Source organism: Kitasatospora sp. SolWspMP-SS2h (assembly GCF_003259315.1).
Lineage (GTDB): Bacteria > Actinomycetota > Actinomycetes > Streptomycetales > Streptomycetaceae > Kitasatospora > Kitasatospora fiedleri.
Genome location: NZ_QLLT01000001.1, coordinates 449309 through 461233, shown reverse-complemented (window position 1 = coordinate 461233; position 11925 = coordinate 449309). Strand labels below are relative to the sequence as shown.

Here is an 11925-nt window from a genome sequence, read left to right as displayed (position 1 = left end):
CGCGCACCGGTCCGCCGACCGGGCGGTGGGAGGAGAGGGAACCCATGGAACCGATCCGTGAGCCGAATCCGTCGGAGCACCCCGACGGCGAGGTGCGGCCGAACGACCCGACCACGGAGGACCCGGCCGCTGAGGAGCCGACCACGGGACACCCGACCGCGGAGGAGCTGGCCGCGGAAGAGCTGGCCCGCATCGCCGCGGAGGCGGAGGTCTGGGAGGGTCCCGTCCGGGAGGACCCCGTTCCTCCGGGCGAGCGGAAGCGCCGGATGTCCGCACTCGTGGCCCGGCTGGGCGGCCACCGGCCGGACCCGGACAGCGCCCAGCCGGACATCGCCGGGCCGGACAGCACCCGACCGGGCGGCACCGGGCTGGCCACCCGGCTGGGCGGCGGCCTGCTGCGCGGCGGTCGCCGCCTCGGGACGGGGGCCCGCAGCGGGGCCGGGGTCCTGGCGGACCGCCTGCTCGACGCGGCCCCGCGCATCCCGGTGCGCGACCTGGCCACGCTGCGCGACCAGCACCCCGGCGCCCGGACCCCCGACGAACTGGCCGACCTGATCGTCTCCGGCGCGGTGAAGGCGTCGGCGGCGGTCGGCGCGAGCACCGGCGCGGTGGCGATGCTGCCGGTGCCACCGGCCCTGGCGGTGGAGATGGGCGCCGAACTGCTCGCCATCGCCGCGATCGAACTCAAGCTGATCGCCGAGCTGTACACCATCTACGGCCAGGCCCCGACGGGCTCGATCCGGCAGCGCTCGCAGTCCTACCTGGCCGCCTGGAGCGAGGGCCGGGGCCTCGACCTGACCCGCCCGGGCACGCTGGTGGTGCTGAGCAAGGGCGCGGGCCTGCGGCGGCAGGTCAGCAAGCGGCTGACCCGGGCGGGGCTGCGCAAGCTCCCGACCCTCACCCCGCTGCTGGTGGGTGCCGTGATCGGAGCCCGGATCAACCGCGCGGACACCTTCCGCCTGGCCCTCGCCGTCCGCCGGGACCTCCAGGAACGCCGACCGATCGACCCCGGCTACTGGGACCGGCCCGGCGACTGAGCCGTCCGACCGCCTACCGGCCCGGCCGCCCACCGGCCCGACCGCGTACCGGCCCGGCCCGGCTGAGGCGCTGCCTACGGGGCCGGGGCCGGGCGGCGCGGGCTCCGGTCAGGCGCGGCGGGTGGCCAGGTGGGCGGCGGCGGTTCGCCAGGCGGCGGTCACGGCCGCGCGGGCCTGGGCGGTGGCGGTGTCCACGTCGGGGTCCAGGAGCAGGGGTGCCCCGAAGTGGACGTGCACGGCGGGGCGGCGCAGCGGGGCGGTGGCCAGGCCCGCGAGCTGCTTGGCCGTGGACCCGGAGCTGATCCGTCGGGCACCCGCCTGCCCCAGCGGGACGACCGGGGCGCCGGTGGTGGCGGCGAGCCGGGCCAGGCCGGTGCGGAAGGGGCCGGGCGCGCTGTCGGCCGCGTCCACCCGGCGCGGGAGGCGGCCCTCGGGGTAGAGGACGACGACCCGCCCGGCCGCCAGCGCGTCGGCCGCGGCCCCGAGCGCCCGGGCGGCCCGTTCGGTGCCGCGGTGGACGGGGATGTGGCCCTCGCGGACCAGCGCGCCGCCCAGCAGTGGGACGCGCCACAGCCCGGCGGTGGCGAGCACCACCGGTTCGACGCCCAGCCGGCGGACGGCGGCGAGCACCACGCCCGGGTCGACCAGCGAGGAGTGGTTGGGCGCGACGATGCTGCCGGGGGCCAGGACCGTCGCCTCGTCCGCGGTGACGGTGAAGCGTCCGAGAACCGGGACGACGGTGCGGGCGACGGCGCTCAGCATGGGGGGCGGTCCTCGGATCGTGATCGGGAGAAGCGGAATCGGCTCGGCCCTCGGGTGGCCCGCCCATTGTGGCGGCTGGCTGCCCCGCCGGGCCTGAGTCCGGGTACTCAACCCCGCCACCCACCCGCGCTCCCGCACGGTACGGGAGTGGTGCGGGTCGGCACGGGCCGGGCCGGAGGCCGCTCAGCGGTCGGGCCGGAGCAGGCCCCGGGCGGCGAGCAGCGGGAGCAGGCCCTCGCCCACCCGGTACGCCTCCTCCAGGTGGGGCACCCCGGACAGGATGAACTCGTCCACGCCCAGCCGGTGGTACTCCTCGATCCGGTCGGCGACCTCGGCGTGGCTGCCCACCAGCGCGGTGCCCGCGCCGCCGCGCACCAGGCCGAAACCGGCCCACAGGTTCGGGTACACCTCCAGCCGGTCGACCGCCCCGTCGTGCAGCTCCCGCATCCGCCGCTGCCCCTCCGACTCGCTGCGGGCCAGGGCGAGTTGGGTCTCGCGGATGCGGTCCGGGTCCATCCCGGCCAGCAGCCGGTCGGCCTCGGACCAGGCTTCGGCGGAGGTGTCGCGGGTGATGGTGTGCAGCCGGACGCCGAACCGCGGGCGGCGCCCGTGCGCGGCGGCCAGTGCCCGGATCCGCTCGACCTTCGCCGCCACCAGCGGCGGCGGCTCCCCCCAGGTGAGGTACACGTCCGCGTGCCGGGCGGCGACCTGCTCCGCCGCCGCCGACGAACCGCCGAAGTACACCGGGGGCACCGGATCGGGCAGCCGGGTCAGCTCCGCGCCCGCCACCCGCAGGTGCGCGCCCTCGTGGTCGACCCGCTCGCCGCGCCACAGCCGCCCGGTCACCGACAGGAACTCCCCGGCCCGCGCGTACCGGCCGTCCTTGTCGAGGAAGTCCCCGTACGCCCGCTGCTCCCGGGACTCGCCGCCGGTCACCACGTTCAGCGCCAGCCGGCCGCCGGACAGGTTCTGGTAGGTCGTCGCCATCTGGGCCGCCAGGGTCGGCGAGACCAGGCCCGGCCGGAACGCCACCAGGAAGACCAGCCGCTCGGTCAGGCCGGACAGCATCGCCGTGGTCAGCCAGGCGTCCTCGCACCACGGGCCCGTCGGGGTCAACACCCCCGTGAAACCCAGCTGTTCGGCGGCCCGGGCGATCTGCCCCAGGTAGCCGAGGGTCGGCGGCCGGTCCGCGCCGGACGCCCCCGGGGCGGAGCCGTGGCCCCCGCCGACCACCTCGCGGCTGTCCCCGGTGGTCGGCAGGAACCAGTGCACGGTCAGCGCCACGGGCCCTCCCCGGCACCCGGCGCGAACCCGCCGAACCCGCCGTCGTGGTGCACCAGCGGCTCACCGCCCGGCACGTCCGCCGCGACCACCTCGCCCACCACCAGCAGGTGGTCGCCGACCGGGTGCAGCCCCACCCGACGGGCCGTCAGCCGGGCGGCGGCACCCTCCAGCAGCGGCGTGCCGTGCGGGCCCTCGTGCCACGGCACCCCGGCGAACCGGTCCGCGCCGCTGCGGGCGAACGCCCGGGCCAACTCCTCCTGCTCGCGGCGCAGCACGTGCACGGTGAACGCCTCGGCCGCGCGCACCGCCGGGGCCGTGGACGCCCCCGAGGCGAGGTAGAAGGAGACCAGCGCGGGCTCCAGGCTCACCGAAGTGAACGAGGTGGCGGTGAACCCGGCCGGTCCGGGCACGGTGATCACCACCACCCCGGACGCGTGCCGCCGCAGGGTGCTGCGCAGCAGTTCGGCGGGTGCCGCGGTGGGAGGGCGCTCGTCGAGAGTCGTCATGGGGACGGTCCTTTCCTGGAAGCCTGGAAGCCTGGGAGGGGACGACGGCCGGGACGTCACCGGCCGTCGTCCGGGGGGTGAGGGGGCGGTCAGCCGGTGGTGCCGGGGACGGGCGGGCCCAGCGGGACGAGCAGCGGGGGCGGAGCGGACGGCAGCAGGTCGAGGCCGGCCCGCAGCTGCTCCAGCCACAGCACGGTGCGGGCCGCGACACTGCGGTGCACCGCGTCGTTGAACACGTCGTGCCGCCCGTCGGCCACCGTGACCGCCTCGACCGAGGGCAGCCGCCCCGCCAGCTCCCGCAGCGCCCCGACCGGGGCGACCGGATCGGCCGAGCCGTGGAACGCCAGCACCGGCACCGCCGGACGGGCCGCCGCCGCGGCACCGGCCAGGGCGGCGGGCACCGGCTCGAACAGCGCACCCGGCCGGAACCCGGGATCACCGGCCAGCAGCCCGCGGTGGACCGGGCAGGCCGTCCGCGCGGACAGCTCGTCCTCCGCCCGGACGGGCCGCCCGCCCCCCGGCAACCCGGCCAGCAGCAGTCCGTCCGGCCGCACCTCGGCGGCGAGGCCCAGCGCGAGCAGCGCACCGAGATCGGAACCCGCCAGCACCACCGGCCCCCCGGCCGGCTGCTCGGCCCGCGCCTGCGCGAACAGGGCGGCCGGACGGCCGGAGGGGGCGCCCGGGGCGAACGGATCGGAGGGAGCGGCCGGGTCGGCCGGGTCGAGCAGGCCGGTCAGGTCGAGCGCGTCGAGGGGATCGAGCTGGTCGAGCGGGTCAGGTGCCGGGGAAGTGCCGGAGCCGGGGCCGGTTGCCGTGCCCGTGGTGGGGGCGGCGGCGGAGGCGGGTGATCCGGACGTGGCGGCAGCCGGGCCGGTCGGGGTGCGCGGACCGGGCCGGTCGAGCGGGTCCGGCGCCGGGAGGGCATCGGAGCCGTGGCGGCGGCGGGGCGGATCCGTGTCGGGGTGGCGGTCGGCCGCGGTGTCCGTGGCGGGGACGAGCAGGCGGTAGCCGTCGGAGGCCAGCCGCCGCCCGAACCGGGCGTACACGCCGGGGTGTTCGCCCCGGCCGGGGAGCAGGACCACGGTGCCCCGGACGGCGGTGCCGGGTGCGGGCTCCCAGCGGCCGTCCGGCCCTGCCGCCGGTCCCGTTGCCGCTCCCACGGCCGGTCCCGCCGCCGGTTCCACCGCCAGTCCCGTTGCCGCTCCCACGGCCGCTCCCGTTGCCGCTCCCACGGCCGGTCCCACGGCCGATCCCGCCGCCGGGGCGGGACCGGCGGCGGGGAGTGCGGGCGCGGTCACCGGGCGCCGGCGGTGGCCGGGATGGTGGCGGCGGCGTCGCGGCGGGCGACCTCCTGGCGGACCAGCGGCAGCAGCTCGCGTCCGTAGTCGAGGGCGTCGTCCAGCGGGTCGTAGCCGCGGATCAGCAGGGTGGTCGCGCCGATGTCCACGTAGTCCAGCAGGGCCTGGGCCACCGTCTCGGGGGAGCCGACCAGCGCGGTGGAGTTGCCCCCGGCGCCGGTGGCCTTCGCGGTGGCGGTCCACAGCGCCCGGTCGTGCAGGTCGCCCTTGGCGGCGGCGGCCAGCAGGCGCTGCGAGCCGACGTTCTGCGGCGCCGCGTCGGCGCCCGCCAACGTCGTCCCCCGACGCCAGCCGAGGGTGCTGCCGCGCTGCTCGATGGTGCCCAGGATGGTCCGGGCCCGCTCCCACGCCTCCTCGTCGGTGCGGCCCAGGATCGGTCGGAAGGAGACGCTGATGCCCGGCACGTCGGTGCGCCCGGCGGCCTCGGCGGCGGCCCGGACCCGGGCGATCTGCTCGGCGGTCTCGGCCAGCGGCTCGCCCCACAGGGCGAAGGTGTCGGCGTGCTTGCCGCCGACCCGGTACGCGGCCTCGGAGGAGCCGCCGAAGTACAGCGGGATGCGCGGCTGCTGCACCGGCCGGACGTCGGAGCGGAAGTCGGCCAGGCGGTAGTAGGGGCCCTCGTGGTCGAACGGGGCCTCCTCGGTCCACGCCTTCTTCACCACCGTCAGGTAGTCGTCGGTGCGGGCGTAGCGCTCGTCCTTGGACAGGTAGTCGCCGTCGCGGCGCTGCTCGGCGTCGTGGCCGCCGGTGATGATGTGCACCGCGACCCGGCCGCCGGAGAACTGGTCGAGGGTGGCGAAGGTGCGGGCCGCGACGGTCGGCGCGAGGAAGCCGGGGCGGTGCGCGACCAGCAGGCCCAGGCGCTCGGTGTGCGCGGCGGCGAAGGCCGCGACCTGGTTCGGGTCGGGGCTGCCCGAGGACTGGGCGATCAGGATGCGGTCGAAGCCGGCCTGCTCGTGCGCCTGGGCGAAGCGGCGGGTGTAGTCGACGTCCACCACCGGGCCGGTGGCCGGGCGGATCTCGGAGACGTCGTGGGTGGAGATCATGCCGACGAACTCGACGGGCATGGCCGGTCCTTTCAGTGAAGGGGTGTAACGCAAGTGACAAGGGGTTGGATCGGTGAAGGGGCGCAGGAGTGACAGGAAGTCAACTTGGTGAGACCTTGTAACGGCCGTGAGTAGTCATCGCTTGAGTGAAGGAATGTGGCGACGGTGAGAGGAAGTCGGAGGGGCGAACGGCTGTAGGGAAGGGGGGAGGGGAGGGAAGCGGCACGCAGTCAGAGCGGGCGGACCCGCCCGAGGGCGGTGCGGCCCGCGCCGAGCAGCACCGAGTCCTCCTGCGGGGTGTGGACCCGGGCGCACAGCACGTCGCGCAGGTGGCGCTCCAGCGGGTGGTGGCGGGTGAGGCCGTGGTTGCCGACCAGGGCCACCGCCTGCTGGACGGCGTCGATCGCGGCCCGGGTGGCGAGCACCTTCGCGCCGCCGGCCTGTTCGGCGGCGCCCGGTTCGCCCGCGTCGACGGCTGCGGCGAGGGCGGCGACCAGCCGGTCCGCGCCGGTCAGGGCGACCTCGATCTCGCCGACGGCGGTCTGGAAGCGGGGCAGTGAGGCCAGTGGCGCGCCGAGCGCGCTCGGGGTGCGCTCGTGCAGGAAGCCGAGCAGCCAGTCCCGGGCGCTGCCCGCGACGCCCAGGTAGAGAGCGGCCAAGCCGAGGCCGTTCCAGGCGCCGCCGACCGGGTCGCGTCCGCCGTCTGCGCCGGGCAGCGCCAGTCCGGCGACCCGGTCGCCGGGCACCGGGACGGCGGCCAGGCGGACGTCGTCGCTGCGCGAGGCGCGCAGGCCCAGGTGGTCCCAGACCGGTTCGACGGTGACGCCCGGGCTGCCGGCCCGGACCAGGAACGAGCCGACCCGGGGCTGCTCCTCGTCGGTCGCGGCCCAGACCAGCAGCCAGTCCAGCAGGTACGCGCCGGTCGAGTAGATCTTGTGGCCGGTCAGCTCCCAGCCGTCGCCGCGGCGGCGGGCGGTGGTCGCGGGCAGGCCGCCGCGCACCGGGCTGCCGAGTTCGGGCTCCACCCGCAGCGAGTTCACCAGGACGGGGCGGCGGGCGGACTCGGCGAGCAGCTCGGCCAGCGGCCCGGCCGGCCAGCGCGGGGTGCGGGCCTCCAGGGCGTGGGTGAACAGCGTCATCGCGGTGATCAGCGCCACCGCCGGGTCGCCCGCGCCGAGGGCCCGCAGGATGCGCACGGTGTCCGCGAGCCCGGCCCCGGGGCCGCCGTGCCGGGTGGCCACCGTCGCGGTCAACAGGCCCGCCGCGTGCAGGAGTTCGAAGTCGACGAGGGGGAGTTCGGCGTCCCGGTCGTGCGCGGCGGCGCAGGCGGCCAGGGCGGCGGTCACCTCGGGCAGCCCGTCCAGCGCCGGGGCCGGGAAGGCGGACGGTGCCGGGGCCGGGGAGGCGGGCGGGGCGGCGGTGGTCATCGAGGGGCCTCCGGGGTCGGGACGGCGGTGGTCGGGACGGCGGTGGTCGGGACGGCGGTGGTCGGGGGGTCTGAGAGTTCGGCGCGCAGAGCGGGCGGGTGGCGGACGGTCACCGGCGGCGGGTCGCCGCCCGTCCAGCGTTCGAGCTGGACCAGGGCGTGCTGGCCGGTGCAGCCCTGGGAGAGCCGGGAGCTGGGCTGGTCGGCGGTCAGTACGTTGGGGTTGCCGTGCGCGCACAGCGGGGGCTCGGTGCCGGGGACGGGGTCGAACCAGGCGCCGGTCGGCAGCCGGAGCACGCCGAGCCGCAGCCGGTCGCTGAGCCGGGCCCCGGCGAGGCAGGCGCCGCGGTCGTTGAAGATCCGCACCAGGTCGCCGTCGGCGATCGAGCGCTCCGCCGCGTCCGCGGGGTGGAGTTCGACGGCCTCCCGGTCGGCGACCTTGTCGGCCAGGCTGGCCGCCCCGACGTCGAGTTGGCTGTGCAGCCGGGTGGCGGGCTGGTTGGCGATCAGCAGCAGCGGGTGGCGCCGGGCGGCCGGGGTGCCGAGCCGTTCGGGCGGGTCCAGCCAGGCCGGGTGGCCGGGGCAGTCGGGCAGGCCGAGCGCGGCGATCGCGGGGGAGTGCAGTTCGATCCGGCCGCTCGGGGTGGCCAGCGGGTGCAGCTCGGGATCGGCCCGGAACTCGGCGAACAGGGTGCGCTCGGCGGCCTGTTCGGGCAGCCGCCACTCGCCGTCGGCCCAGAACCGGTCGAACGGCGGCGGGTCGCCCGCGCCGTCCGCGCGCAGCCGCTCGGCCCACTGCCCGTACAGGTGCTCCAGCCACTGGCGCGGGCTCCGGCCCTCGGTGAACTCCGCTGCGAAGCCCAGGCGTTCGGCGAGCCCGGCGAGGATCGCGTGGTCGTCGCGGGCCTCGCCGACCGGGTCGACGGCGCGGTGCATGGCGATCAGGTGGGTGTCGCGCCGGCCGCCGCCGAGGTCCTCGCGCTCCAGCGGGGTGGTGGCGGGCAGCACGATGTCGGCGTGCCGGGCGGTGGCCGTCCAGTGCGGCTCGTGGACGACCACGGTCTCCGGGCGGGCGAAGGCGCGGCGCAGCCGCCCCAGGTCCTGGTGGTGGTGGAACGGGTTGCCTCCCGCCCAGTGCACCAGCCGGACGTCCGGGTAGCGGCGGGTCGTCCCGTCGTACGCGTAATCCTCGCCGGGGTGCAGCAGCAGGTCGGAGATCCGCGCGCAGGGGATGAACTCGCCGGTGGGATTGGCCGGTTGGGGCAGGAACGGCAGCCGCAGCGCCGGGCCGGTGTCGCCGACGTCGCCCATCGAGCCGTAGCCGTGGCCGAACCCGCCGCCGGGCAGGCCGAGTTGGCCCAGCGCGCAGGCCAGCGCGAGCGCCGCCCAGACCGGCTGCTCGCCGTACCGGGCGCGCTGTAGCGACCAGGTGACGGTGACCAGGGTGCGGGTGGCGGCCATCTTCCGGGCCAGCGCCCGGATCCGCTCGGCGGCCAGGCCGCAGATCGGCGCGGCCCAGTCGGCGTCCTTGGGCGTGCCGTCGGCCCGGCCGTCCAGGTAGCGCTCCAGCACCGGCCATCCGCTGGTGCAGCGCTCCAGGAAGGCCCGGTCGTGCAGCCCCTCGGCGACCAGGGTGTGGGTCAGGGCCAGCAGCAGCGCGGTGTCGGTGCCCGGGGCGATCGGCAGCCAGTCGGTGGCCGGCCCGTCCGGCAGGTCGTCGCGCAGCGGCGAGACCAGCGCCACCTCCGTTCCGGCGGCGGCCAGTCGGGCCAGGAAACCGGGGGTGGAGTGCCTGGTCACCCCGCCGGGCGTGACGTACACGTTCTTCGCCGGGACGCCGCCGAACGCGACGATCAGCCGGGTGTGCCGGACGATCGTCGGCCACGAGGACGCGGCCCGCAGCACCGCCTCCGCGTCCCCCACCACCCGGGGCAGCAGCACCAGCGAGGTACCCAGGCTGTACGAGTTCCGGGACGCCGTGTAGCCGCCGAACAGTGCCAGGAACCGGTGCAGTTGGCTCTGCGCGTGGTGGAACCGGCCCGCCGACGCCCAGCCGTACGAGCCGCCGAACACCGCCTGCGGCCCGAACTCCCTTTTCATCCTCGCCAGTTCCCCCGCGACCAGGTCGAGCGCCCGCTCCCAGGACACCTCCACGAACGGCTCCCGCCCGCGCCCCTCGCCCGACCCCGGCCCGTCCCGCAGCCAGCCCTCCCGGACGGCCGGCCGGCGCACCCGGGTGCGGTGGCGCAGCGACCCGGCGACGCCCGCCAGCAGCGGCGAGGGCGCCGGATCGTCCGGGTGCGGCTCGACCAGGACCCCGCCGGCGGGGCGCGGACGGACCCGGAAGGCACCCCAGTGCGAGGTGGTGGGACGGCTGGGCATGGCGGCTTTCTCCAGGAGTCGGCGGAACGTCAGCGGGACGCGCGGGTGCGCCGGTCGTCGGCGTGGTGGCAGGCCACCGTCCGGCCCGGCAGCGGCGCGGTCTCGGCCGGGCGGGGCGTGCAGGCGGCGTCGGCGAACGGGCAGCGGTGGGCGAACGCGCAGCCGGAGGCGTCCGGCCGGTCGGGCGCCGGGGCGCGCAGCGCGGCCAGTTCGGCCCGTCGGGCCGCCCCGCCGCCCGGCGCGGACGCCGCCAGCAGGGCCGTGTACGGGTGCAGCGGGCGGCCCAGGACGTCCGCCGCCGGGCCGCTCTCCACGATCCGGCCCCGGTACAGCACGGCCAGCCGGTCGGCGACCCCCGCCAGCGACTCCAGGTCGTGCGAGATCAGCACTACGGCGAGGTCCAGTTCGCGGCGCAACTCGTCCAGCAGCCGCAGCACGTGGTTGCGGTTCGAGGCGTCCAGCGCGGACACCGGCTCGTCGGCGAGCAGCAGGCGCGGGCGGGTGACGATCGCCCGGGCCAGCGCGACGCGCTGGCGCTGGCCGCCGGAGAGCAGGGCCGGGCGCCGCCGGGCCAGCGCGTGGTCCAGGCCGACCAGGTCCAGCGCCTCCAGCACCCGCCGCCGGCGCTCGGCGGCCGGGACGCCGGCCACCGCGAGCGGCTGGCCCACCAGCCGCAGCACCGTCAGGTCCGGGTCCAGCGAACGCAGCGGGTCCTGGAACATGTACTGCACCGTCCCGGCCCGCCGCACCTCCCGCAGCGCCCGCCCGCGCAGCCCGGCCCGGTCCCGCCCGTCCAGCGAGATCCGCCCGGCGGTGACCGGCGCCAGCCCCACCACGGCCCGCGCCAGCGTGGTCTTCCCGGAGCCGGTCTCCCCGATCACCCCGAGGATCTCCCCGGCCCGCACCTCCACGTCGACCCCGTCCAGCACGGGTGCGCCGCGGTCGAACTCCACCTCCAGCGCACGCACTTCGAGCAGAGCGGTCATGACTGGGCACCTCCGGAAACTCTCGGGCGGAACAGAACGGAACAGAACGGACCGGATAGGAAGAGAAAGGGTCGGGGCGGGTCGGGAGAGCGGCGTCGGGGTGCGCCGGCCGGCGGGCTCTGAGGCAGCCTGTGGGCCTCGGGGCAGCCCGTGGGCCTCGGGGCGGCTAGCGGGGCTTGAGGCAGCGCACCCGGCGGCCGTCCGGCCCCGGCGTCAGCGGGACCGGCGCGAGGGAGCACTCCGGGGCCGCGTACGCGCAGCGCGGGGCGAAGCGGCAGCCGGGGCCGGTGGTGCCGGGGGCGGGCGGGCGGCCGGGGATGACGGGGAAGCGGGTGCGCTCGCCGGCGCCGAGACCGGCCACGGTGAGCAGCGCCTCGGTGTACGGGTGGGCGGGGGCGGCCACCACGCTCGCGGTCGGGCCGTCCTCGACGACCTCGCCCGCGTACAGGACCAGCAGCCGGTCGGTGGCGTCGGCGACCACCGCCAGGTCGTGGCTGACCAACAGCAGGCCGAGGCCGCGCTCCTCCCGCAGCCGGGCCAGCAGGTCGAGCACCTCGGCCTGCACCACGGTGTCCAGCGCGGTGGTGGCCTCGTCGGCGACCAGCAGGTCCGGGTCGCCGCTGACCGCGATCGCGATCAGCACCCGTTGCAGCATGCCGCCGGACAGCTCGTGCGGGTAGCGGTCGTACACCGCGTCCGGGTCGCGCAGCCCCACCGAGTCGAAGAGCTCGACCGCGCGGCGGCGGGCGTCCGCCCGGGACAGGCCGCCGTGCACCCGCAGCGGTTCGGCGAGCTGCCGGCCCACGGTGAGCGACGGGTTGAGGAAGGAGCCCGGGTCCTGGAACACCGCGCCGAGCCGGGTGCCGCGCAGCCGCTGCCAGCCGCGCCCGTCCAGGCCGAGCAGGTCGGTGCCGCCCAGGGCGAGGGTGCGGGCGTCGGCCTCGACCCCCGGGCCGGACAGGCCGAGCACGGCCCGGCAGGTCAGCGTCTTGCCGCTGCCGGACTCGCCGACCAGCCCGACCGACTGCCCGGCGAGAACGGTGAAGGACACCTCCCGCACCGCCTCGGCGGCGCCGTGGCCGACGGCCACCCGCAGCTCCTCGACCTCCAGCACCGGGCTCCCCGGCGCCGGGCGGTC

The 11925-nt window shown here is 77.4% G+C and carries 10 protein-coding genes; 1 reads left to right on the top strand and 9 read right to left on the bottom strand.

All coding sequences use genetic code 11. The features are described 5' to 3' along the window. Window positions 1-44 precede the first annotated feature (44 nt). Window positions 45-1037, top strand: coding sequence for a hypothetical protein (locus tag K353_RS01980; protein WP_111551768.1), 993 nt, complete (start codon window positions 45-47; stop codon window positions 1035-1037). A 108-nt stretch (window positions 1038-1145) separates the two neighbouring features. On the opposite strand, the gene K353_RS01975 is transcribed toward K353_RS01980, so the two are convergent. From K353_RS01975 to K353_RS01935, 9 genes are all read right to left on the bottom strand, one after another. Next, window positions 1146-1799 (bottom strand): 1-acyl-sn-glycerol-3-phosphate acyltransferase, encoded by a 654-nt coding sequence (locus K353_RS01975; RefSeq protein WP_111551767.1) that lies wholly within the window; start codon window positions 1797-1799, stop codon window positions 1146-1148. A 183-nt stretch (window positions 1800-1982) separates the two neighbouring features. After that, window positions 1983-3083: an LLM class flavin-dependent oxidoreductase gene (locus tag K353_RS01970; protein ID WP_111551766.1), complete on the bottom strand. Its 1101-nt coding sequence runs from the start codon at window positions 3081-3083 to the stop codon at window positions 1983-1985. Continuing rightward, on the bottom strand, window positions 3074-3589 hold the full coding sequence (locus tag K353_RS01965) for a flavin reductase family protein (protein WP_100839121.1): 516 nt from the start codon (window positions 3587-3589) through the stop codon (window positions 3074-3076). Before K353_RS01965 ends, K353_RS01970 begins: the two co-directional genes overlap by 10 nt. Before the next feature lie 89 nt (window positions 3590-3678). Further along, window positions 3679-4749 (bottom strand): hypothetical protein, encoded by a 1071-nt coding sequence (locus K353_RS37105; protein ID WP_146616365.1) that lies wholly within the window; start codon window positions 4747-4749, stop codon window positions 3679-3681. A 134-nt stretch (window positions 4750-4883) separates the two neighbouring features. Next, window positions 4884-6014: an LLM class flavin-dependent oxidoreductase gene (locus K353_RS01955; protein WP_111551764.1), complete on the bottom strand. Its 1131-nt coding sequence runs from the start codon at window positions 6012-6014 to the stop codon at window positions 4884-4886. A 209-nt stretch (window positions 6015-6223) separates the two neighbouring features. Then, window positions 6224-7420 carry an acyl-CoA dehydrogenase family protein gene (locus tag K353_RS01950; protein ID WP_111551763.1) on the bottom strand — a complete coding sequence of 399 codons (1197 nt, stop codon included), beginning with the start codon at window positions 7418-7420 and terminating at the stop codon, window positions 6224-6226. Next, complete coding sequence (locus tag K353_RS01945) at window positions 7417-9801, bottom strand: molybdopterin-dependent oxidoreductase (protein WP_233533292.1); 2385 nt, start codon at window positions 9799-9801, stop codon at window positions 7417-7419. The genes K353_RS01950 and K353_RS01945 overlap by 4 nt, the downstream gene beginning before the upstream one ends. Before the next feature lie 29 nt (window positions 9802-9830). Beyond that, complete coding sequence (locus tag K353_RS01940) at window positions 9831-10787, bottom strand: ABC transporter ATP-binding protein (protein ID WP_111551762.1); 957 nt, start codon at window positions 10785-10787, stop codon at window positions 9831-9833. Between the two features lie 166 nt (window positions 10788-10953). Beyond that, window positions 10954-11901, bottom strand: coding sequence for an ABC transporter ATP-binding protein (locus K353_RS01935; RefSeq protein ID WP_233533291.1), 948 nt, complete (start codon window positions 11899-11901; stop codon window positions 10954-10956). Window positions 11902-11925 lie beyond the last annotated feature (24 nt).